We start from the raw sequence: 23419 nt of genomic DNA on the forward strand, positions 1-23419 counted from the left end.
TATAGAAGAGAATAAGACAAGGTGAGTGTGGAATGTAGCCTAAACAGAGTTGATGATGTTGTTAATGTTAAGCGTGAAAGGTGTGAGAGAGGCGAGATGATCATTGATGATCAGGAGTACCTAGTCAAAGGAATGCAATATACCATTCGTTCAGCCGTGGAAAAGGATGTAGATACGTTGTGCTCACTTCGTGTACAGCTAGACGGTGAGACGGATAATATGGATCGTGAAGCGGGCGAAGCCTACATTGATGCTTCGGGGTTCCAAGAGTTGATTCGCATGGATACCGCAAAACGTAACAATCTGTTTCTGGTTGCTGTGGCATCAGGTGACATTGTCGGGTACTGCAGGTGTGCTGGATCTGAGTTGAAGCGTTTTTCGCATCAGGTCGAGTTTGGGGTATGTGTTGCCCGTTCCTTCTGGGGATATGGTATAGGAAGAGAGTTACTGAAATCGTCCTTACATTGGGCGGATGAACAAGGGATCGAAAAGGTAACGTTAAAGGTACTTTCAACGAATGATAAAGCGATACGATTATATAAGATGAGTGGTTTTGAGATTGAAGGAGTCCTCAAGCGAGATCGAAGGCATGCGGATGGAGAGTATTACGATACAGTGATGATGGCCAGATTTCCCGATGGAACGAGATAACATATGAAATTAGGGGTCTTTGCTTAGTAGCTAGAATACACGGAACAAATGTTACCATAGATAGTTTTATCCCTATTGCTAGATGGAAGGGTTGTATGATTAATACAAGCTAGCTGAGAATAAACATTTAAAAAATAAGAGCTGGTCTAGTATCACAGGATTCCTTGGATAAATTTAAATGATGAGTATTTTATAAGGTGTATTTCATGTGTAGCTGAAACGAGTAGGGTAAGTAAAGGAATGTAGTGTGTGAGGGCAGTTTCAATTATCATTATAGAAGCAGGCTGATGTTATATGGTTTTGATCTAATGTCGACATATAGATGGGATATTTTACAAGTTGCAAAAAGGTTGTATGTTATGATATATTCTAAATCCGGCCAAGAAAACACAGTTTACACGGTGCGGCAAGCAAATAAAAACAAGCTTCAAAAGAAACTTGAAAAAAGAGCTTGCAAAGTTGGTTCGGAAGTGGTATGATATAAAAGTTGCTGAAGCGAATGAGTGACGGTGACTGAATACGTTTGATCTTTGAAAACTGAACAACGAGTGAGTGAACATTCTGCTTGCAGAATGACGTGAAGGTTTTTGGTACATGCCATCTGGCTGTATGAAAACTGGAACACAAATGAGATGTTTAATCTCGTCAGATTCAAAATGAGCTTATCGCTCTTTTCAATACCCCGATGAGTTTCACAGCGTTTAACGACGCTGACGAAATTCATCTTTATTGGAGAGTTTGATCCTGGCTCAGGACGAACGCTGGCGGCATGCCTAATACATGCAAGTCGAGCGGAGTGGATGGAAAGCTTGCTTTCCTGATACTTAGCGGCGGACGGGTGAGTAACACGTAGGCAACCTGCCCTCAAGCTTGGGACAACTACCGGAAACGGTAGCTAATACCGAATACTTGTTTTCTTCGCCTGAAGAGAACTGGAAAGACGGAGCAATCTGTCACTTGGGGATGGGCCTGCGGCGCATTAGCTAGTTGGTGAGGTAACGGCTCACCAAGGCGACGATGCGTAGCCGACCTGAGAGGGTGATCGGCCACACTGGGACTGAGACACGGCCCAGACTCCTACGGGAGGCAGCAGTAGGGAATCTTCCGCAATGGGCGAAAGCCTGACGGAGCAATGCCGCGTGAGTGATGAAGGTTTTCGGATCGTAAAGCTCTGTTGCCAGGGAAGAACGCTTGGGAGAGTAACTGCTCTCAAGGTGACGGTACCTGAGAAGAAAGCCCCGGCTAACTACGTGCCAGCAGCCGCGGTAATACGTAGGGGGCAAGCGTTGTCCGGAATTATTGGGCGTAAAGCGCGCGCAGGCGGTCATGTAAGTCTGGTGTTTAATCCCGGGGCTCAACCCCGGATCGCACTGGAAACTGTGTGACTTGAGTGCAGAAGAGGAGAGTGGAATTCCACGTGTAGCGGTGAAATGCGTAGAGATGTGGAGGAACACCAGTGGCGAAGGCGACTCTCTGGGCTGTAACTGACGCTGAGGCGCGAAAGCGTGGGGAGCAAACAGGATTAGATACCCTGGTAGTCCACGCCGTAAACGATGAGTGCTAGGTGTTAGGGGTTTCGATACCCTTGGTGCCGAAGTTAACACATTAAGCACTCCGCCTGGGGAGTACGGTCGCAAGACTGAAACTCAAAGGAATTGACGGGGACCCGCACAAGCAGTGGAGTATGTGGTTTAATTCGAAGCAACGCGAAGAACCTTACCAGGTCTTGACATCCAACTAACGAGGCAGAGATGCGTTAGGTGCCCTTCGGGGAAAGTTGAGACAGGTGGTGCATGGTTGTCGTCAGCTCGTGTCGTGAGATGTTGGGTTAAGTCCCGCAACGAGCGCAACCCTTATATTTAGTTGCCAGCACTTCGGGTGGGCACTCTAGATAGACTGCCGGTGACAAACCGGAGGAAGGTGGGGATGACGTCAAATCATCATGCCCCTTATGACCTGGGCTACACACGTACTACAATGGCCGGTACAACGGGCTGCGAAATCGCGAGATGGAGCCAATCCCAACAAAGCCGGTCTCAGTTCGGATTGCAGGCTGCAACTCGCCTGCATGAAGTCGGAATTGCTAGTAATCGCGGATCAGCATGCCGCGGTGAATACGTTCCCGGGTCTTGTACACACCGCCCGTCACACCACGAGAGTTTATAACACCCGAAGTCGGTGGGGTAACCGCAAGGAGCCAGCCGCCGAAGGTGGGATAGATGATTGGGGTGAAGTCGTAACAAGGTAGCCGTATCGGAAGGTGCGGCTGGATCACCTCCTTTCTATGGAGAATCGTTTCCCGCGTGGAAACATTCAAATATGCAGCTTAGCTGCAAACCACTCACTCGTTGCTCAGTTTTGAGAGCTCAAACTCTCAAACAGCTTGCTTATTATGAAGCTTGTTCTTTGAAAACTAGATATCGAAACGAAACAAACGCGAATTAGAACATTCCTTTAAGCTGATCTTGTGTAAACAAGTGAAGTGTTTTATAAGGTAGATTGCTGGAGCGAGTGATCGAAATGGAACGACTTTTGGCTTTGCGCAAGCAAACCAAGGGAAGTGACAGCTCGAACACGAGCGCAATGGTTAAGCTACTAAGAGCACACGGAGGATGCCTAGGCGCTAGGAGCCGATGAAGGACGTGGCGAACAACGAAACTGCCTCGGGGAGCTGTAAGCAAGCTTTGATCCGGGGATGTCCGAATGGGGAAACCCAGCTGGGGTAATATCCAGTTACTCATAACTGAATACATAGGTTATGTAGAGGCATACCAGGGGAACTGAAACATCTAAGTACCCTGAGGAAGAGAAAACAATAGTGATTCCGTCAGTAGCGGCGAGCGAACGCGGAGAAGCCCAAACCAAAGAGCTTGCTCTTTGGGGTTGTGGGACGTCTCACATGGAGTTACAAAGGAACCGGTTAAGCGAAGAGGTCTGGAAAGGCCCGCCAAAGAAGGTAAAAGCCCTGTAATTGAAAGTCTGTTCCCTCCGAGACGGATCCCGAGTAGTGCGGGGCACGTGAAACCCCGTATGAATCCGGCAGGACCATCTGCCAAGGCTAAATACTTCCTAGCGACCGATAGTGAAGCAGTACCGTGAGGGAAAGGTGAAAAGCACCCCGGAAGGGGAGTGAAATAGAACCTGAAACCGTGTGCTTACAAAAAGTCAGAGCCCGTTTTAGGGGTGATGGCGTGCCTTTTGTAGAATGAACCGGCGAGTTACGTTCCCGTGCAAGGTTAAGGTGAAGAGCCGGAGCCGCAGCGAAAGCGAGTCTGAATAGGGCGACTATAGTACGTGGACGTAGACCCGAAACCGGGTGATCTACCCCTGTCCAGGGTGAAGGTGCGGTAACACGCACTGGAGGCCCGAACCCACGCATGTTGAAAAATGCGGGGATGAGGTGGGGGTAGCGGAGAAATTCCAATCGAACTCGGAGATAGCTGGTTCTCCCCGAAATAGCTTTAGGGCTAGCCTCGGAAAACAGAGTCGTGGAGGTAGAGCACTGATTGGGTGCGGGGCCCGCAAGGGTTACCAAGCTCAGTCAAACTCCGAATGCCATAGACTTACTTCCGGGAGTCAGACAGTGAGTGCTAAGATCCATTGTCAAAAGGGAAACAGCCCAGACCATCAGCTAAGGTCCCCAAGTGTGTGTTAAGTGGGAAAGGATGTGGAGTTGCACAGACAACCAGGATGTTGGCTTAGAAGCAGCCACCATTGAAAGAGTGCGTAATAGCTCACTGGTCGAGTGACTCTGCGCCGAAAATGTAACGGGGCTAAACACACCACCGAAGCTATGGCTTGATGCTTGCATCAGGGGTAGGGGAGCGTTGTATAAGGGTTGAAGGTGTACCGTAAGGAGCGCTGGACATTATACAAGTGAGAATGCCGGTATGAGTAACGAAAAGATCAGTGAGAATCTGATCCGCCGAAAGCCTAAGGGTTCCTGAGGAAGGCTCGTCCGCTCAGGGTAAGTCGGGACCTAAGGCGAGGCCGAAAGGCGTAGTCGAAGGACAACAGGTCGAAATTCCTGTACCACCGTAAATCGTTACGAGCGATGGGGGGACGCAGTAGGGTAGTGACGCAGGCTGATGGATGCCTGTCCAAGCAGTAAGGCTGGTTAGTAGGCAAATCCGCTAACCGTAAGGCTGAGCTGTGATGGGGAGTGAAAATTACAGTAGCGAAGGTCATGATCTCACACTGCCAAGAAAAGCCTCTAGCCAGATGAAGGTGCCCGTACCGCAAACCGACACAGGTAGGCGAGAAGAGAATTCTAAGGCGCGCGGAAGAACTCTCGTTAAGGAACTCGGCAAAATGACCCCGTAACTTCGGGAGAAGGGGTGCCCCGGTAGTGTGAATAGCACGAGGGGGCCGCAGTGAAAAGGCCCAAGCGACTGTTTAGCAAAAACACAGGTCTGTGCGAAGCCGTAAGGCGAAGTATACGGGCTGACGCCTGCCCGGTGCTGGAAGGTTAAGGGGAGTGGTTAGGGAGTAATCCCGAAGCTGTGAACCGAAGCCCCAGTAAACGGCGGCCGTAACTATAACGGTCCTAAGGTAGCGAAATTCCTTGTCAGGTAAATTCTGACCCGCACGAATGGCGTAACGACTTGGGCGCTGTCTCAACGAGAGATCCGGTGAAATTTTAATACCTGTGAAGATGCAGGTTACCCGCGACAAGACGGAAAGACCCCATGGAGCTTTACTGCAGCTTGATATTGAATTTGGGTACGATCTGTACAGGATAGGTGGGAGCCTTTGAAGCGTGAGCGCCAGCTTGCGTGGAGGCACCGTTGGGATACCACCCTGATCGTATCTAGGTTCTAACCTGGTACCGTAAACCGGTGCGGGGACAGTGTCAGGTGGGCAGTTTGACTGGGGCGGTCGCCTCCTAAAGAGTAACGGAGGCGCCCAAAGGTTCCCTCAGAATGGTTGGAAATCATTCGAAGAGTGCAAAGGCATAAGGGAGCTTGACTGCGAGACCTACAAGTCGAGCAGGGACGAAAGTCGGGCTTAGTGATCCGGTGGTACCGCATGGAAGGGCCATCGCTCAACGGATAAAAGCTACCCTGGGGATAACAGGCTTATCTCCCCCAAGAGTCCACATCGACGGGGAGGTTTGGCACCTCGATGTCGGCTCATCGCATCCTGGGGCTGAAGTAGGTCCCAAGGGTTGGGCTGTTCGCCCATTAAAGCGGTACGCGAGCTGGGTTCAGAACGTCGTGAGACAGTTCGGTCCCTATCTGTCGTGGGCGTAGGAAATTTGAGAGGAGCTGTCCTTAGTACGAGAGGACCGGGATGGACGTACCGCTGGTGTACCAGTTGTTCCGCCAGGAGCACCGCTGGGTAGCTATGTACGGACGGGATAAGCGCTGAAAGCATCTAAGCGTGAAGCCCCCCTCAAGATGAGATTTCCCAGTATGTAAGACCCCTTGAAGACGACGAGGTAGATAGGCTGGGGGTGGAAGTGCAGCAATGCATGGAGCTGACCAGTACTAATCGGTCGAGGGCTTATCCAATAGCAAGTTTTAAATCGCGTACGTTTCGTTTCGAATCTAGTTTTCAGAGAACAACACTCTGAATGAAGTGGAAATCGGTACATCACGGAATGTGTGTATGATTTTCAGTTCTGAATGAATGGAAGAAGCTATGCTTCGACCAATCGCGTTTGGTGGCGATGGCGGAGGGGTTCCACACGTACCCATCCCGAACACGACCGTTAAGCCCTCTAGCGCCGATGGTACTTGGACCGCAGGGTCCTGGGAGAGTAGGACGCCGCCAAGCGGAACCCCAATGGGGTATTTTTTTTCGAATGATAGGGGCTTTTAGCTCAGTTGGTTAGAGCGCACCTCTGATAAGGGTGAGGCCGGTGGTTCGAGTCCACCAAGGCCCATAGTAACTTCATAAGAAATACATGTATGGGGCCATAGCTCAGCTGGGAGAGCGCCTGCCTTGCAAGCAGGAGGTCAGCGGTTCGATCCCGCTTGGCTCCACCATTTTCCCTGATAGCTCAGTTGGTAGAGCACTCGACTGTTAATCGAGTTGTCACAGGTTCGAGTCCTGTTCGGGGAGCCAGTAAGGCCCGTTGGTCAAGGGGTTAAGACACCTCCCTTTCACGGAGGTAACAGGGGTTCGAATCCCCTACGGGTCATATTTTCGGAGGCTTAGCTCAGCTGGGAGAGCATCTGCCTTACAAGCAGAGGGTCGGGGGTTCGATCCCCTCAGCCTCCACCATATATTTTTTTAAATGACGCGGGGTGGAGCAGCCCGGTAGCTCGTCGGGCTCATAACCCGAAGGCCGCAGGTTCAAATCCTGCCCCCGCAATTGTAGCTTTCCTAACCGAAAGTGATCTGGAACCGTGGTGTAGTTGGCCTAACATGCCTGCCTGTCACGCAGGAGATCGCGGGTTCGAATCCCGTCGGTTCCGCCATCTTTATATGGCTCGGTAGCTCAGTCGGTAGAGCAGAGGACTGAAAATCCTCGTGTCGGCGGTTCGATTCCGTCCCGAGCCACCATTAATAAAACAATTTGATACGCCGGTGTAGCTCAACTGGTAGAGCAACTGACTTGTAATCAGTAGGTTGGGGGTTCAAGTCCTCTCGCCGGCACCACTTTATGGAGGATTAGCGAAGTGGCCAAACGCATCAGACTGTAAATCTGCTCCCGTACGGGTTCGGTGGTTCGAATCCATCATCCTCCACCAGTTCTATTATGAGTCATTAGCTCAGTTGGTAGAGCACCTGACTTTTAATCAGGGTGTCGAAGGTTCGAATCCTTCATGACTCACTTTTATTATATGCGCGTGTGGCGGAATTGGCAGACGCACTAGACTTAGGATCTAGCGTCTTTGACGTGGGGGTTCAAGTCCCTCCACGCGCATCCCTTATTTTGCGGAAGTGGCTCAGCGGTAGAGCATCGCCTTGCCAAGGCGAGGGTCGCGGGTTCGATTCCCGTCTTCCGCTCCAATATTTGCGCCCTTAGCTCAGCTGGATAGAGCGTTTGACTACGAATCAAAAGGCCGGGAGTTCGAATCTCTCAGGGCGCGCCATTATAACTAAATTTAAACTATGCCGGCGTGGCGGAATGGCAGACGCGCTCGACTCAAAATCGAGTGGGAAACCGTGGAGGTTCGAGTCCTCTCGCCGGTATATTTAACGGGATGTAGCTCAGCTTGGTAGAGCACCTGGTTTGGGACCAGGGGGTCGCATGTTCAAATCGTGTCATCCCGATTTTTTTGTTTATGCGGGTGTAGTTCAATGGTAGAACTTTAGCCTTCCAAGCTAATAGCGTGGGTTCGATTCCCATCACCCGCTTTATATATTGAAGAAGAAAGAGACACAATCTGTGTTCTCTTTTTTTTTTTGCATGAACAAGAAGTTAGTCCCCTTTTCCTATATTATGTGGCCAAGTCTCCGTCATATTCTTCAGCTATTTTCTCAATTAACATTCAATCCACATTCAGCGAACTCTCTTGTTACACTCCAAGCTAATATTTGTTGATCATTTATACCTTACATTCCTCCAGCATCGTACGATCTCACCCCTTATTTTACGCAAATCCAACCTAATTTTAATAAAACGCTTTCAAAAATAGCTTGCGAAAATGCTCAGCCTGTAATACCATATGAATTAAGCGCTTAACCTTTAGGGGTAAGGCGCTTAAACTTAACTTAGATTAAGCGCTTAACCCGTAAAGGAAAGGATGGCGATCAATTCATGACAACGATTCGACTAACGATGGCTCAGGCCTTGCTTCGATACCTGGATCAGCAGTATATCTCGGTAGATGGGGTAGAGACCAAGTTTGTAAAAGGAATTATCGGAATATTTGGACACGGGAATGTAACAGGCATCGGGGAAGCATTAGAACGCAGCTCTGGAAGCCTGACGTATATGCAAGGTAAGAACGAACAAGGTATGGTGCACACAGCTGCAGCGTATGCCAAACAGAAAAACCGCAAACAGATCTACGCATGCACTACATCTATCGGCCCTGGTGCACTGAATATGATTACTGCCGCAGCAACAGCAACGGTGAACCGGATTCCGGTATTGCTTCTCCCAGGAGATAACTTTGCTACAAGAGAGCCAGATCCAGTATTGCAACAACTTGAAGTAAGCAGTGACTATACCATATCGGCTACAGATCCGTTCAAAGCGGTCAGCAAATACTGGGATCGCATCGTGCGCCCGGAACAGTTGATGGTTGCAGTTACCAATGCTATGCGTGTATTGACCGACCCAGCTGAGACAGGAGCTGTTACGCTGGCATTACCTCAGGATGTGCAGGCAGAAGCGTATGACTACCCGGAATCTTTCTTTGCCCGTAAAGTGCATTATCTGGATCGCAGGCCACCTGTTCAGGCAGCCATTGAACGGGCAACGAAGCAGATCACCCATAGCAAAAAGCCCCTGCTCGTTGCGGGCGGCGGGGTGCTGTACTCTGAGGCATCTGCACAACTGATCGAGTTCGCCGAAGCTTTCGGTATTCCAATTGCTGAAACGCAAGCAGGCAAAAGCGCAGTATCTTGGGAACACCCGCTTAATGTGGGGGCCATCGGGGTTACCGGTTCTCTGGCAGCCAATCGCTTGGCTAAAGAAGCAGATGTCGTGATCGGCGTGGGTACGAGGTTCTCCGATTTTACCACGGCCTCACATGCTGCTTTTCAAAATCCAGAAGTATCCTTTATCAACATCAACTTGAATAGTATGGATGCTGCCAAGTTAGGCGGGGAAGCTATCCTGGCTGATGCCCGTGAAGGCTTGCAGGCGTTGCAACAAGAATTGAAGGCACAACAGTACAGCAGTGCATATGGTTCATCTGAAGTGGCTGAACTTCGTGATCAATGGAATACAGAAGTGGATCGACTCTACGCTGCGGAGCATGAAGCCGGTCTGGCGCAGACCAAAGCCATTGGTATTGTAAATCGCACGATTGATCCATCCTCGGTAATTGTCTGTGCGGCAGGTAGTCTCCCAGGGGACTTGCACCGTTTGTGGCGTACTGCTGAGCCGAAGACTTATCACATGGAGTATGGGTTCTCTTGTATGGGATACGAGGTCAGCGGTGCATTCGGAGCAGCACTTGCAGAGCCGGATCGTGAAGTCTACGCCATGGTGGGTGACGGCAGTTACCTGATGTTGCATTCTGAACTGGTTACAAGTCTGCAGGAACAGAAGAAAATGACGGTTCTTTTATTTAATAATAATGGCTTCCAGTGCATTCATAATCTGCAACGTGAACATGGCAGTGACGGATTCGGGAACGAGTTCCGTTATCGTGAAACAGACAGTGGCCGTTTGACGGGTGAGTATATGCCTATGGATTTTGCGGCTCACGCTCGCAGTATGGGAGCGAAAGCATATCGTGCGGAAACCGCAGAGCAACTGGAACAGGCACTTCGGGATGCCAAGAACGAGACGGTAACAACATTGATTGAAATTCCGGTTGTACCGGGGACCAACACGGGCGGATATGAGTCATGGTGGAATGTCGGCGTACCTGAAGTATCTGTTGAGGAGAAAGTCGTTCGTGCCCACGAGACGATGAAATCAAATCGTGGTAAAGCAAAACGGGTGTAATTCACGCTACTAATCTCATCTACTCATTTATTTTATAAATAAATCTCTTCTCATAAAGATAAAGTCTGACAAAGCTGAACAACAAAAGGAGCCGTGGAATCATGAGCAAGCTGCCATTCCAGCTTGGGATTCATCCGATCAATTGGGTCGGCGAAGATGTGAAAGAACATGGTGATCATACAACTTGTGCGCAGATTCTGGACGATATTCAGCGTCTGGGATTGAAGGGTACTGAGATGGGACGCAAGTATCCGACCGATCCCGCTACACTGCGTGAAGAACTGAGCAAGCGGAATATTAATCTGATCTCCCAGTGGAAATCCGTACTGTTCTCCGATCCGGCATATCGCCAAGCGGAGCTGGACGATTATCGCAGACATGCTGAATTTCTGCAGTCCATGGGCAGCAAGGTCATTAGTACAGCCGAGGTTGGCGGGTCACTTCATTTTGATCCAAGACGGACACCGAATGAAAAAGAAGTGCTTAGACTCAGTGATGCCGAATGGCATGTTCTTGCTGAAGGTTTGAACCAAGCTGGTGCCATTGCTCAGGAGTATGGGCTGAAACTCACCTATCACCATCACGGAGGCACGGTAGTTGAGCAACCTGAGGAAATTGATCGTTTGATGGAGCTCACAGACCCATCACTGGTTTACTTACTCTTTGATACAGGCCATGCCTATTATGGCGGCGCTGATCCACTTGAGGTGCTGCGTAAACATTACGACCGGATTGCCTACATCCATCTGAAGGATATTCGCCCGGATGTGCTGGATCAGGCACGAGCGGAGCAATCTGACTTTGTTGGCTGTATTCGCAGGGGGGTATTCACGGTACCAGGAGATGGTTGCATTGATTTTGCACCGATCCTGCAGGAACTGATCACTCGCGGGTATAACGGCTGGGCGATGCTCGAAGGAGAACAAGATCCTGCCATTCATAATCCGTATGAGTATGCGAAACGCTCTTTGAGTTACATGGAGTCTCTGTACTAGGGCAGAAAAGACACCGCAATTAAAGACAGTTAACCAGCCTAGCATCTATATGTGTAGCAAATTAAAAAGAACCAATATGAATTCATATCAATGGAGTAGAAATCATCTCCTAACCAATCGAGATTCAACCATAGAAAGGGGCTCAAACGCAATGACTTACGTATCCTTTCCAGCATCCAGGAAGAAGGATTTCACTGCCATTGGCCGCTTGTGCATCGATTTGAATGCCAATGAGATCAATCGTCCGATGGAAGAGACGATGACGTTCACCAAATACGTCGGCGGTTCTCCGGCCAATATTACAATCGGCATGTCCAGACTTGGCATGGAGACGGCTTTCATCGGCAAAATCGCAGGTGACCAGATGGGCAGATTCATCCAAAGTTATCTGGAGAAGAACGGGATCGACACCTCCAATGTGGTGACTGATAACACGGGGGCAGTAACCGGACTTGCTTTTACCGAGATCAAAAGCCCGACAGACTGCAGTATTTTGATGTATCGAGACAACGTAGCGGATCTTTTATTGCAGGCTAGCGAGGTACAGGAACAGCTGATTGCGGATTCCAAAGTGTTGTTGATCTCCGGTACAGCTCTCGCACAGAGCCCATCACGGGAAGCGGTTATTCAAGCTCTGACTTATGCAAAAAAACATGGCACTGTCATCGTATTTGATTTGGACTACCGTCCATATACTTGGACATCGGATGAAGAGACAGCAGTCTATTATAACCTCGCTGCCGAGAAATGCGATATCATTCTGGGAACACGAGAAGAGTTCGACATGATGGAGACATTTGAGAATAACCCGGATCATAATGATCAGGTGACAGCACAGAAATGGTTTGATTTTGCAGCGAAAATCGTTGTGATCAAGCACGGAAAAGAAGGCTCCATCGCGTATACGCGTGAAGGGCTCTCACATCGGGCTAACAGTTACCCTGCTCGTGTTGTGAAAACGTTCGGTGCAGGCGACTCTTACGCTGCCGGATTCCTTTACGGCTTAATGCAAGGCTGGACGATTGAGCGCAGTATGAGCTACGGAAGCGCAGCAGCAAGTATCGTTATCTCCAGCCACAGCTGTTCTGACGCGATGCCAACCGTAGAGCAGGTAAATGATTATATCGAACGCTGTGACCGGGGCGAAATTATTCCATCTTAATGAACTGCACAGTCAATTATAAAATACAGCATTCTACAAGCAAGTGATGCACATAAACGAGGGGAGACAGCACACATGGGAAAAGGAACTTCAGAAGCATCTGCAGCAGTGACGAATGTACAGAACTGGATCGGGGGTACTTGGGTAAACCCGACGACAACACGAACCGAAGCGGTTGTTAACCCGGCTACAGAAGAGATTATTGCATACGTGCCGCTGTCTGAACAAGCGGATGTGGATCAGGCAGTACAGGCTGCACGGACAGCATTCAAATCATGGAGCACCACACCGGTTCCTCGCCGTGCCCGCATTTTGTTCCGTTATCAGCAACTACTGGTAGAGCACTGGGAAGAGCTTGCTAAACTGGTGACACTGGAGAACGGTAAAAGTTATGCCGAGGCTTATGGCGAGGTATTGCGCGGGATTGAGTGTGTTGAATTCGCGGCAGGTGCCCCGAACCTCATGATGGGCAAACAGCTGCCTGACATCGCTACAGGACTGGAATCAGGCATGTACCGTTACCCAATCGGGGTCATCGGCGGAATCACTCCGTTCAACTTCCCGATGATGGTACCTTGCTGGATGTTCCCGCTGGCGATCGCTTGCGGTAACACATTTGTTCTGAAGCCGTCAGAGCGTACTCCGCTCCTGGCCGGACGTTTGGCAGAACTTTTCAAAGAAGCGGGACTTCCAGACGGCGTACTCAACATCGTTCACGGTGCACATGACGTTGTAAACGGATTGCTTGAGCATAAAGAAGTTGCGGCTATTTCCTTTGTCGGTTCACAACCTGTTGCTGAATACATCTACAAAACAGCTTCTGCACACGGCAAACGTGTTCAAGCACTTGCTGGTGCGAAGAATCACTCCATCGTTATGCCGGATGCTGACCTTGATCTGACCGTAAAAGAGATCACAAGTGCAGCGTTTGGTTCAGCTGGCGAACGTTGTATGGCTTGCTCCGTTGTGGTTGCTGTTGGCGATGTGGCGGATGCCTTGGTACAAAAGCTGGTGGAAGCGGCGGACCGGATCAACATCGGTAATGGTATGGACGAAGGTGTATTCCTGGGACCTGTAATCCGTGGACCTCACAAAGAGCGTACACTGGGTTACATTGAGTCAGGTGAACAGGAAGGCGCAACCTTGATTCGGGATGGACGTAAGGATCAAGCGACAGACGGCTCCGGTTATTTTGTAGGGCCAACTGTATTTGATCATGTAGATAGCACCATGAAAATCTGGAAAGATGAAATCTTCGCTCCAGTACTTTCGGTGGCAAGAGTAGAAACGCTGGAGGAAGCGGTAGAACTGGCAAACCGTTCAGACTTTGCTAACGGGGCATGCCTATTTACTCGCAGCGGTGCGAATATGCGCCAGTTCCGTGAAACGATTGAAGCGGGTATGCTGGGCGTGAATCTGGGTGTACCAGCGCCGATGGCCTTCTTCCCATTCTCCGGTTGGAAGAAATCCTTCTACGGTGATCTGCATGCTAACGGCACGGATGGTGTGGAGTTCTACACTCGCAAGAAAATGGTAACTACACGCTGGTAATCGATCAACGCACAGCGTACACCATGCAATACAGGGGCTGAGCAAGGGCTCAGTTCCCAGACACCATAGGGATGCAAATAGGGAGGATAACGGAATGGGCAAGGACAAAGTAAGAATTGGCATCATCGGTGCTGGACGTATCGGCAAAATCCATGCAGACAACCTACTGCGTAACCCACATGCCGAAATTGTAGCGATCAGTGATTTGTTCGCAGGACCTGAACTGGAGGCGTGGGCCTCTGAACGCGGCATCTCTGTTGTCACCAAAGACAGCAGTGAGCTCATTGCTATGCCAAACATTGATGCAGTATTAATCTGTTCTTCAACAGATACACATGTACCGTTGATCGAGCAAGCAGCACAAGCGGGTAAACATATCTTCTGTGAAAAGCCGGTAAGTATGGACTTGTCCCAGACCGAAGCGGCTGTAGCGGCTGTAGCAAAGGCTGGCGTGAAACTTCAGATCGGATTTAACCGCCGCTTTGACCACAACTTCAGAAGAGTACGCTCTCATGTGCTGGAAGGCACGATTGGTGATCCACATATTCTCAAGATTACTTCCCGTGACCCGAGCCCACCACCTGCGGAATATATCCGGGTATCCGGCGGAATTTTCATGGATATGATGATTCATGATTTCGATATGGCCCGTTATTTGTCCGGCAGTGAAGTAGAGGAAGTTTACGCCAAAGGCAAGGTACTCATTAACCCGGTATTCGCAGAACATGGTGATGTGGATACAGCCATCGTTACGTTAACGTTTGCTAATGGCGCAATTGGTGTGATCGACAACAGCCGTCAGGCCGTGTACGGATATGATCAACGTGTGGAAGTATTCGGTTCGCTGGGCAGCGCTTCGGCGGATAATGATCATCCGAATACAGCGGAGATCAGCACAGCAGCTGGGCTGATGCGCGACAAACCACTGCACTTCTTCCTGGAACGTTACAATGAAGCGTATGTGCAGGAGACTGCTCTTTTCATCGATGCAATTATTCATGATAAACCTGTCATTGTAGACGGTAACGATGCAGTACAGGCGGAGCGGATTGCTTTGGCAGCTAAGATGTCCATGGAGCAGGGAAGACCTGTGAAGATGACAGAAGTCCCAGGTGCATCACGTGAGACGCAACCGGCAAATTAAGTAGAATTTAGTAGAAGTTGCAAAGCAATTTTCTCTTCAAAATGAATGAATGAATGTTACCTATGTCAAACACACAAGGATCAGATCAAGTGATAGCAGACGAGTATGGAAGGAGTGGATCAATAACATGTCAGAACTTATCGTAAAACCTGCCGCAAACCCGGAGGCAGACGGAACAATATTAACGGTGACACCGGAATCTGCTGGCTGGGAATACGTCGGATTTCAGGTTGCGAAACTAGCAGCAGGGGAGAAGCTAAACCGTGAGAGTGGAGACCAGGAGCTCTGTGTGGTGCTTCTCAGCGGGCTTGCGAATGTAAGTACTCGGGAGCATACATGGGATAATATCGGGAAACGCATGAGCGTTTTCGAAAAAATTCCTCCGTACTCCGTCTATGTGTCCACGTCAGATCAGATTGAGGTTACGGCACTTACCGAGCTGGAGATCGCGATTTGTGTTGCTCCAGGGAAAGGTACGTATCCTTCACGCTTGATCGCTCCTGAGGATGTAGGTGTGGAAGGGCGCGGTTACGGCAATCTGGAGCGTCATATCCATAACATTTTACCGGAGCAAAAGGAAGCCGACAGCCTGCTGGTCGTTGAAGTGTTCACACCGGACGGTCACTGGTCGAGCTATCCGCCGCATAAACATGATCGGGATGCGTTGCCGGATGAATCACTGCTAGAGGAAACGTATTATTTCCGTGTGCAGCCGGAGCAGGGATTTGCCATTCAACGCGTGTACACCGATGATCGTTCTATGGACGAGACGCTTGCCGTGAAAAACGGCGAGGTCGTGCTTGTGCCGAATGGATACCATCCGGTAGGTGCGCCTCCGGGATATGAAGTCTATTATCTGAATGTGATGGCTGGGCCGACACGAACGTGGAAGTTCCATAACGACCCGGATCATGAGTGGCTTTTCAAAAAGTAAAAGTCATAAGTAATTCTGTCTTCGCATTGCGTAAGCAGTATTCCCCCTTCATAATAAGAAGAGAATAATCATCTATGTATAATGAATTTATATATAGCACAAATGGGGAAAAACGATGAAAGCAACCATTTACGATATAGCACGCGAGGCGGGGGTATCGATTGCCACCGTCTCGCAGGTGATTAACGGCAAAGGCAAGATCAGTGAGAAGCGCCGTGCCGAGATTATGGAGATCATGGAGCGGCTTCACTATCAACCGAGCGCAATTGCTGCCGCACTGACAGGTAAACAGACGTATACGCTAGGCCTGCTTGTGCCGGATATTTCGAATCCGTATTTTGCCGAACTTGCCCGGGCAGTAGAGGATCGTAGCCGCCAGTTGGGATATAGCGTGGTGATCTGTAGTACGGATAACAAGGACGAGCGAGTAGAGCGATACCTGAACCTGTTGCAGCAAAAAAGAGTCGACGGCATGATGATCGGAACCGGGATCGATAATGCCGAAATTCTGTCACCGCTCTTGCAGCAGTCGATGCCTGTTGCGCTGATTGCCCGCCATATGCCCGCGTTGTCAGTGCATACGGTCACCATTGACGATAGACTTGGCGGCTTATTGGCTGCGCAACATCTGCTTGAACTTGGACATACGCGTCTGGCAGTTTTGTCTGAGCCATCCAAAGTCAGTAGCAGTCAGGAACGGATACGTGGCTTCCGTGAAGCATTAAATAAGGCAGGATACGTACTGGAGCCTGATCAGATCCGTGAATCAGCTGCAGATCTAGGCTCTGCCAAACAAGAAGCATTGCGGCTACTCGGTGAACAGAATCATCCGACAGGCTTATTCTGTTGTAATGATATTCAGGCGATTGGTGCACTTCAAGCAGCCAAGGAGTTAGGACTACGTGTACCGAGAGATGTATCCATTATCGGATTCGACAATACGATTCTCGCTTCAGTAACGAGTCCACCTCTGACCACGATTGCCCAACCAATTGAAGATTTGGGCCGCCGGGCAGTGGATTTGTTGATCGATGAGCTAAAGGATGAACAGAAGGCTCCACAAAAAATTGTACTTAAACCCGAGTTGGTGGTTCGGGATTCGGCAGGCCAAGCACCAGCAGAGCTGCGTAAATAGTCGTAGCATTTAATGTAAAACACGGGATCTAACCGTACCTGTTGATTATTTATCTGCTGCGGTACCATGCAAAGTTTCAATGGTGTCTGTGACACATAACCAAACAGTAAACAGACCTCATTATGCACCATCTGGGAGCATAATGAGGTCTGTTTTTTTATATCTATAATACTGATTTTTTGATTTAATCAGCTTGGATATGCATTTCCTTTTGCAGAGGTCATCCGTATCGATATTGAAGATTACACTTTAAACTTTTTCACCTCGTCGGCCAATGCTTTGGATTGCTCAGCCAATTCATTAGAGCGCTCGGAGATGCTGGTAATATAATTGAATTGCTCTTGTGTGGAAGAAGCCACTTCTTCCGTCGAAGCAGCGCTTTGCTCCGACATCGCCGCAACGCTGGAGATCACCTCGGCAACTTTGCCAGCATTGTCGTCCAGTTCCGTCGTAGCAGAGGAGACTTGTTTCAACTGAGCTTCAATACCTTCAATCGACTGTTGAATGCGGACAAAGGATTCACGCATATTGTGCACGGCAGCAACCTGTTGCTCCACACCCTGCTCAGCAGTGCGTACTTCGTTAACACTCATGCCGCTGGCAGTCTGAATTTCATTCAGCAGTATGATAATGTCTTTGGCAGAATCGGCAGATTGCTCGGCAAGTTTGCGTACTTCTTCTGCCACAACAGCGAAGCCCCGTCCGTGTTCACCCGCTCGTGCAGCTTCAATCGAAGCATTTAACGCCAGCAGATTGGTTTGAGAGGCGATGCCTTGAATCATAGCAACGATGCCCTCAATCTTCTGAGACTTGTCGGCAAGCAGTGTAATGGATTCACCTACCCGGTCAATGGAGTGACGATTGCCGTCTGCCAGTTCAACCTGGTGATCCACGGCTTGCAGACCTGTGAGCATCGCTTCACCGGCGTCACGTATCATCTCCACCGATTGTTCTACACTGCGGTTAATACCCCCAACATTGTCACTCATAATAGCCAGACGACCTGATCCATCGTAGACGGATTCAGCTTGTGTGCTGGAGCCTTGAGCCAGCTCATCTGTGGCAATCGAGATTTGTTCAGCAATTCGTTTGGTATTTTCCGTGTGTTCCTGCATCTCTCCTGATATGCCGTGTACCCGGTCAGCCGAGGTGGTGACTTGGCGTAGCAGTGTGCCGAGTTGATCAGACATTTGGTTAAAGGCGATGCCGAGTTCGGCAAATTCATCTTTGCCCTTCGCGTTAACCCGTCCCGTGAAGTCACCGCCTGACATTTGCATGGAAGTCTGGTGCAGCTGTTTCAACGGTTTGATGAACAGTGTCGCAATCCAGTAAGCTCCTGCCAGTACAGCCAGAAGTGTAGCTCCAATAATTAGAATATAGTTATTACGCAACTGATAAAATTCAGCATAGGCAAGTTTTTTTGAAATCACGGAACCAATCACCCAGCCTGTACTAGGAATCTGGTTATAGAATAACAAATAATCTTCTCCGTTATATTGAAACGACTTCTCCCCTGAAGGATTGCTCTGCATATCTGCGAGCAGGGGACTTAATTCTGGATTATCCTTGGCAGAGGTGTTCAACATTTTATCCTCTGGATGGGCGAGAATCATCCCATTTTTGTCTATCAAAAAGGAGTACCCGAGTCCGTTTAGATTAATTTTATTAACTGTATCCTTTAAGGTAGAGAGCAATAAAACGCCTGAGACGACTCCTTCTAGGCTCCCTTGTTTATTATGAACAGGCATAGCCATGGAAATAGCGTATTTTTTAGTCATCATATCCTGATAAGGGTCAGAGAATATTAAGGTAGATGCTTGTTTGGCCTGTTCATACCATGGGCGTTCACGTGGATCGTAACCTGCATCCGGTGACCAATCTGATCCGTTCATGAAGGTGCCATCTTTCTCTGAGCCAAAGTATAGATCGGATAGATAGTCCTTATTATCGCCCATGTTCATTATTTTGAAATAATCCTCTGTAAGCGTGCCTTCAGGCACAGCTTGTTCGATTACAAAGCCTAAGGTTTCGACGACCTTGGCATTGCTCGCAATCCACCCCTCTAACTGGTTAGTCGCTGAATTCATTAACCCATGAAGTAGAGATTTGACGTTATGGGTAGCCTGATTTTCTGTTTGATACAAACCAAGAAGGGCAAGAGGCAGTGCAGTAACTAGCACAGAGGCCATAAACATTACCATTAATTTAGGTTTGAGCTTCATATTATTCCTCCTAGTATGTTAATTCTCTGTTGAATGAAACTCATGTGATGTTACAGAATCCCTTCTATTCTCTGTAGTTGCTTTACCCCATGAAAAGTTCGATAGATCCGTAACCCACATGTTAAAAAAACACAAGCGAAATAACGATTATGATAGTGTGGATTACAGCTCTGGTATATGAAATATATCGTCATTATTAAATTAAAATGTATAGCTTTTCGCGAGATCTTGTATATTTATACTTCTTACTTGAAAACGCTCTTTCTAGACACACGGAGAATTAAAATGAGATATTATCCTAGTATATTGCACTTTATAAGCTGCTTAATAAACGAGAAAAATGAAAGGGGCGCTTTCCAATGGAAAGCACCCTTTTTTTTAACACATCATATTGCACTCTTATTTCAATAAAAATTCCAATGCCTCATCATACGTTTCCCATTGGAATTCGGTCTGATGTTCTGATTCTTTGGAGATTCGATTGAGCTGCATTTTGGCGATCGCTCCACCGACAGCCACACTGGCCCGCTTCATGCCCAGGTCTTTCAGTTTTTTTTGATGCTCCACCATTTTCTCCTTCGTGTCTTGCGGAAAAGCCTTCATGTGTATCATATCAACGAGTACATCAAATGGTTGACCTAGTTGCGGGGCGATCTTTTCAATCTCTGCGTTGACTTGATCGACCTGCTCTGGTGAGACAATCCCCTCCCACGTAATCTCAATAATCGGTTTTGTTGAATCCAAACGTTTGACAGACATAAAAGCAGCTCCTCATTGATTGTTTTATGTATTTTATAAGTCTAATAGCCTATTAATTATACTGTTTTCTGCGATAGTTGAATATGGAATTCACATGATTGTAGTTCTTTTGAACCATATAATTCTAGTAGAGTAAAATGCGGGGTTTACAACTCCGGTCAAGCGTGGACTCTGGAAGGATTCTAAAAATCAAAAGCCGCCCGGAGTATTATCGCCAGGCGGCTTTTGTGAATATCAGTATTGCAAGGGAGTATCAGGAACGGTTATAAGCCAATCTTCAGGCTTTCCCCTTCCGTAGCAATTCCCTTGGAAAGGGTAATGCTTAATTTCTGCTCTGGAGTGAACCCAAGAGTCTCACCATCATGCAGGGTAACATCATTTTCAACAACATAGGTGGTTGTCATAAACATCATCTCAAAGACATCACTTAATGGCTTGGACGATCCAGTAATCTCCATCTCAACTTTCCCGAAGTTACGCAGGCCGTACGTATAAGCTGAAGCACCTTCGGTGTTTTGATACAGACCAATGAACACCCATAGAGGTACCGGTAATTCATCCTCTTTAAGCCCACGGCTTACCTCCACATACTTACCTGCTTCAACGACAAGTGGAGACATGTAGATTGCGAGAGCATGATCCAATTGCAGTAATGCGGATGCGGTTTGAGTAAAAAGGATGTGTCCTTGAATAGCATCTGTTGCATTCAGAACAGATACAATGATCTGAGACTGGTGCCTTGCAGTTACCTGTTCAGCTTCTGGCCAAAGAATGTTTAACTTCGCATTCTCCTCGACCTCGCGATCGGGTACAGGTGCGGCAATGTGAGCGCACACGACCTGCATTCCATCAACTTCAAAGAAGAGGTTGCCTTCCTCGGCTTGTTCATTAATCTCAATATTCCATTCCATCTTCATCCGGTCGATAAAAAGATTAAAATCACAGTCTTCCCGTTCTAATAGCACAAATCCGACAATGGTTTGACTATAATCCGTCTGCGGAGCAACAACGCTGGATGGTACCTTTTCCTTTTTGCGCCGACGCAGCTTGTCAAACAGTCCCATGACATGTTCCCCTTTCTACTCCCAGAACCATTCTGGTGATTGGTAAGATATACTTCCTACCTTACCATATCCGAGGGTTCAGTCGCAGATTTTGCCCGTTTTAACCAAGTTACAGGAACAATACAAGCAAAAGTGCTATGATAGCCGGCAAACCCTGTTTGATAATAATGGATCGTGAAGAAGTTGCACCGCCGTAGAGAGCCGCAATGATTACACATGCTAAGAAGAAAATCTGAATATGCAGCCCTACACTGGAATCCGGATACAACAGGCCCCAGATCAGACCGGCTGCAAGAAAACCGTTGTACAGACCCTGATTTGCGGCAAGAGCTTTGGTGGAGTTAGCAAACTCCGGTGTAGTGCCAAACGTTTTCATCGTGCGTGGACGTGTCCACATGAACATCTCCATAATCATGATATAGAAGTGTTCAACAGCTACAAGAGCGACAAAAATAGTACCTATCAAAAGAAACACCCTGCTTTCTACTATGTAATGAACTCCTATCATACTTAATATATAGATTAGCATATAAACGTGGAATTTCAAATTAATTTTTTGCAATTTAATTGCGTATACTGTAATTGAATTTTATTCGTGATTTTCTTCTAACTTCGAAAAGTGGGTAAGATAATAAGACATACCTTTTACCTATCAGCATCTACCGATTATCAAAAATTCATACACAGAGTAATAACACTTAGAGTAACAGGGGAAAGTGAATGATCCAGAAAGGGAGGGGAGTTTAATGGGAACAGCTCAATTTGTTCTGCTTGCAGATGATCCGTCTACATTTGTAACAAGGGTAGTGCCCTTTATAGATATTGAACTTGCTGGAATACCCGGTGATCGGCATTACGGTCTGTTAAGACCGGCAGATTCCCGTCAGAAAATCTACAAACGGGGTACGCCGATTGCCAATCGCCGGCAGATCAGCATCGTTTCTGAGGAAGAGTGCGCTTTGATCGCCCAGAAGATGAACATTCCGGAAGTGCGTCCCGAGTGGCTTGGTGCCAATATACTGGTTCGAGGTATAGAGCAATTGACTGAACTGCCCGTGGGAACCAGACTTCTGTTTCCTGATGGAACAGGCTTGATCTGTGAAGGAGAGAACCTGCCTTGCGTGCATCCTGGAAAAGTCATTGAACAGTTCTACGGACAGGAGGGTTTGCGCAAAAAGTTTGTGCCGGCCGCCCGCAAGAAACGCGGTATCGTCTGTTCCGTTGAACGTGAGGGTACCATTCATACAGGTGACACGATTGAAGTGATACGTTTGCCTTAGGTATCTATCCTGGTGGCTGTATTTCATAGATTCTCATCCTGCATGGTTTCCGCTTCTGCTTCATGGAACAGATGCAGACAACAGCATATATTCTTCGGGTGTGCTGCCAATGATGGATTTGAAGTCTTTAATAAAATGAGATTGATCATGGTATCCCAGGTCTTGAGATAACTTGCCCAGGTCGCAGGCTAAGCCGCGTTCGATGCATTCAGCGGCATTTTGCAGGCGATATAATTGGATGACTGTTTTGGGGCTGATGCCGACATATTGATTAAACAGACGCTGGAGTTTGCGTGTATGCAGATTCCAGTGGGATGACAGCTGATCTACTCTCAGCATATCCCGATCTTGCTCAATATGCTGCACAATAGCACAGGTTAAGCTTGCGTCAATGTCCTTCGCGGGAAGGCGTGCAGAAAGCATTTGATCCATATAGCGGGCTTTTTCCTCCATAGCGTCTTCACCAAGCAAAATATCTTCTAATGCTCCGGCACGGATGCCGAGCAGACCCGATACCTCAAGTGGTTTCCCGTAGAGAGTAGAAACGGGTGCTCGAAGGAAGGGATAGAATCCCCCCGGTCTGAACTTTACGCCGAAAACACAACCTTTGCCGTGAATAGCGTAGGTAAACTTTTGATCAGAAGGCCCAAAAAAAAATGTTTTGTTTCGTTCAACAACCAGATTGACGCAGGGGTTAGGTACGACATGCTGGGGATACGTGTCACTGCCCGCAAGATCCCAGGACACCATCCAGTAATGTTTGACAAATGGATTCAGTTCCTCGGCTGGAGGCACTCGCAGTAACTGATATTGTTGCCTGCCTACTTCCAGATGAAGCAAACCCATGGGGGGCGGATCGAGCTTGCCTGTCCTGTGCATACCTGTGTACACTCCTTCCTTTTTGGAAAAGATGGTGAAGCGATCTGGTTCAATGAGTCTTCTTTA

15 protein-coding genes, 17 tRNA genes and 3 rRNA genes are annotated in these 23419 nt (G+C 48.3%); 30 read left to right on the top strand and 5 right to left on the bottom strand.

All coding sequences use genetic code 11. From position 1 onward, the window contains the following. Positions 1 to 96: 96 nt before the first annotated feature. The 29 genes from ACT89M_RS01415 to ACT89M_RS01555 all read left to right on the top strand — a co-directional run bounded on the left by ACT89M_RS01415 (position 97) and on the right by ACT89M_RS01555 (position 17149). Positions 97 to 651 (top strand): GNAT family N-acetyltransferase, encoded by a 555-nt coding sequence (locus ACT89M_RS01415; protein WP_154891482.1) that lies wholly within the window; start codon positions 97 to 99, stop codon positions 649 to 651. A gap of 308 nt (positions 652 to 959) precedes the next feature. Further along, positions 960 to 1130, top strand: a complete 171-nt coding sequence (locus ACT89M_RS01420) for a hypothetical protein (protein ID WP_487344970.1) — start codon at positions 960 to 962, stop codon at positions 1128 to 1130. 247 nt (positions 1131 to 1377) lie between these two features. Beyond that, a 16S ribosomal RNA gene (locus ACT89M_RS01425) occupies positions 1378 to 2933 on the top strand. Positions 2934 to 3236: 303 nt separating this feature from the next. Next, positions 3237 to 6164: ribosomal RNA gene (locus ACT89M_RS01430) — 23S ribosomal RNA — on the top strand. 148 nt (positions 6165 to 6312) lie between these two features. Beyond that, positions 6313 to 6429: ribosomal RNA gene (gene rrf, locus ACT89M_RS01435) — 5S ribosomal RNA — on the top strand. Together the 16S, 23S and 5S rRNA genes with 17 tRNA genes alongside form the textbook arrangement of a ribosomal RNA operon. Positions 6430 to 6464: 35 nt before the next feature. After that, positions 6465 to 6538: transfer RNA gene (locus ACT89M_RS01440), tRNA-Ile, on the top strand. Positions 6539 to 6565: 27 nt separating this feature from the next. Further along, positions 6566 to 6641 (top strand) — tRNA-Ala (locus ACT89M_RS01445). Positions 6642 to 6644: 3 nt separating this feature from the next. Next, a tRNA-Asn gene (locus tag ACT89M_RS01450) sits at positions 6645 to 6720 on the top strand. Between the two features lie 4 nt (positions 6721 to 6724). Then, positions 6725 to 6796, top strand: a tRNA-Glu gene (locus ACT89M_RS01455). 7 nt (positions 6797 to 6803) lie between these two features. After that, positions 6804 to 6879 (top strand) — tRNA-Val (locus ACT89M_RS01460). Between the two features lie 17 nt (positions 6880 to 6896). Beyond that, positions 6897 to 6970, top strand: a tRNA-Met gene (locus ACT89M_RS01465). 28 nt (positions 6971 to 6998) lie between these two features. Further along, positions 6999 to 7076 (top strand) — tRNA-Asp (locus ACT89M_RS01470). A gap of 9 nt (positions 7077 to 7085) precedes the next feature. Next, positions 7086 to 7161: transfer RNA gene (locus tag ACT89M_RS01475), tRNA-Phe, on the top strand. Between the two features lie 20 nt (positions 7162 to 7181). Beyond that, positions 7182 to 7257, top strand: a tRNA-Thr gene (locus tag ACT89M_RS01480). Positions 7258 to 7263: 6 nt separating this feature from the next. Beyond that, positions 7264 to 7349: transfer RNA gene (locus ACT89M_RS01485), tRNA-Tyr, on the top strand. 10 nt (positions 7350 to 7359) lie between these two features. After that, positions 7360 to 7432, top strand: a tRNA-Lys gene (locus tag ACT89M_RS01490). 12 nt (positions 7433 to 7444) lie between these two features. Then, a tRNA-Leu gene (locus tag ACT89M_RS01495) sits at positions 7445 to 7525 on the top strand. 11 nt (positions 7526 to 7536) lie between these two features. Next, positions 7537 to 7611: transfer RNA gene (locus ACT89M_RS01500), tRNA-Gly, on the top strand. A 6-nt stretch (positions 7612 to 7617) separates the two neighbouring features. Beyond that, positions 7618 to 7694, top strand: a tRNA-Arg gene (locus ACT89M_RS01505). Between the two features lie 21 nt (positions 7695 to 7715). Beyond that, positions 7716 to 7794: transfer RNA gene (locus tag ACT89M_RS01510), tRNA-Leu, on the top strand. A 7-nt stretch (positions 7795 to 7801) separates the two neighbouring features. Continuing rightward, a tRNA-Pro gene (locus tag ACT89M_RS01515) sits at positions 7802 to 7875 on the top strand. Positions 7876 to 7888: 13 nt separating this feature from the next. Next, positions 7889 to 7959: transfer RNA gene (locus ACT89M_RS01520), tRNA-Gly, on the top strand. Between the two features lie 403 nt (positions 7960 to 8362). Continuing rightward, entirely contained in the window at positions 8363 to 10228 is a 1866-nt protein-coding gene (gene iolD / locus ACT89M_RS01525) for a 3D-(3,5/4)-trihydroxycyclohexane-1,2-dione acylhydrolase (decyclizing) (RefSeq protein ID WP_308723559.1), read from the top strand. Positions 10229 to 10329: 101 nt separating this feature from the next. Further along, entirely contained in the window at positions 10330 to 11223 is an 894-nt protein-coding gene (gene iolE / locus ACT89M_RS01530; RefSeq protein WP_308723558.1) for a myo-inosose-2 dehydratase, read from the top strand. A 151-nt stretch (positions 11224 to 11374) separates the two neighbouring features. Next, entirely contained in the window at positions 11375 to 12385 is a 1011-nt protein-coding gene (gene iolC / locus ACT89M_RS01535) for a 5-dehydro-2-deoxygluconokinase (protein ID WP_308723557.1), read from the top strand. Between the two features lie 75 nt (positions 12386 to 12460). Next, complete coding sequence (locus ACT89M_RS01540) at positions 12461 to 13936, top strand: CoA-acylating methylmalonate-semialdehyde dehydrogenase (RefSeq protein WP_308723556.1); 1476 nt, start codon at positions 12461 to 12463, stop codon at positions 13934 to 13936. A 94-nt stretch (positions 13937 to 14030) separates the two neighbouring features. Continuing rightward, positions 14031 to 15080: an inositol 2-dehydrogenase gene (gene iolG, locus ACT89M_RS01545; protein WP_154892221.1), complete on the top strand. Its 1050-nt coding sequence runs from the start codon at positions 14031 to 14033 to the stop codon at positions 15078 to 15080. Positions 15081 to 15207: 127 nt separating this feature from the next. Beyond that, positions 15208 to 16014 carry a 5-deoxy-glucuronate isomerase gene (iolB, locus tag ACT89M_RS01550; protein ID WP_154892220.1) on the top strand — a complete coding sequence of 269 codons (807 nt, stop codon included), beginning with the start codon at positions 15208 to 15210 and terminating at the stop codon, positions 16012 to 16014. Between the two features lie 115 nt (positions 16015 to 16129). Next, a complete protein-coding gene (locus tag ACT89M_RS01555) occupies positions 16130 to 17149 on the top strand; it encodes a LacI family DNA-binding transcriptional regulator (RefSeq protein ID WP_090924982.1) in 1020 nt (339 codons plus the stop codon). A gap of 242 nt (positions 17150 to 17391) precedes the next feature. Here the strand turns inward: ACT89M_RS01555 and ACT89M_RS01560 are convergent, their stop codons facing one another. The 4 genes from ACT89M_RS01560 to ACT89M_RS01575 form a co-directional block, all read right to left on the bottom strand. Further along, complete coding sequence (locus tag ACT89M_RS01560) at positions 17392 to 19371, bottom strand: methyl-accepting chemotaxis protein (protein WP_154892219.1); 1980 nt, start codon at positions 19369 to 19371, stop codon at positions 17392 to 17394. A 399-nt stretch (positions 19372 to 19770) separates the two neighbouring features. Continuing rightward, on the bottom strand, positions 19771 to 20130 hold the full coding sequence (locus ACT89M_RS01565; protein ID WP_253498515.1) for a hypothetical protein: 360 nt from the start codon (positions 20128 to 20130) through the stop codon (positions 19771 to 19773). 263 nt (positions 20131 to 20393) lie between these two features. Then, positions 20394 to 21194, bottom strand: coding sequence for a DUF4261 domain-containing protein (locus tag ACT89M_RS01570; protein ID WP_154892217.1), 801 nt, complete (start codon positions 21192 to 21194; stop codon positions 20394 to 20396). A gap of 109 nt (positions 21195 to 21303) precedes the next feature. Then, positions 21304 to 21702, bottom strand: coding sequence for a DUF1304 domain-containing protein (locus ACT89M_RS01575; RefSeq protein WP_154892216.1), 399 nt, complete (start codon positions 21700 to 21702; stop codon positions 21304 to 21306). A 238-nt stretch (positions 21703 to 21940) separates the two neighbouring features. Between ACT89M_RS01575 and ACT89M_RS01580 the strand changes: the two genes are divergently transcribed. Next, positions 21941 to 22474: an MOSC domain-containing protein gene (locus ACT89M_RS01580; RefSeq protein ID WP_090924978.1), complete on the top strand. Its 534-nt coding sequence runs from the start codon at positions 21941 to 21943 to the stop codon at positions 22472 to 22474. A 60-nt stretch (positions 22475 to 22534) separates the two neighbouring features. Here the strand turns inward: ACT89M_RS01580 and ACT89M_RS01585 are convergent, their stop codons facing one another. Beyond that, entirely contained in the window at positions 22535 to 23353 is an 819-nt protein-coding gene (locus ACT89M_RS01585) for a helix-turn-helix transcriptional regulator (RefSeq protein ID WP_154892215.1), read from the bottom strand. Positions 23354 to 23419 lie beyond the last annotated feature (66 nt).

It is taken from the genome of Paenibacillus sp. NN59 (assembly GCF_057597225.1).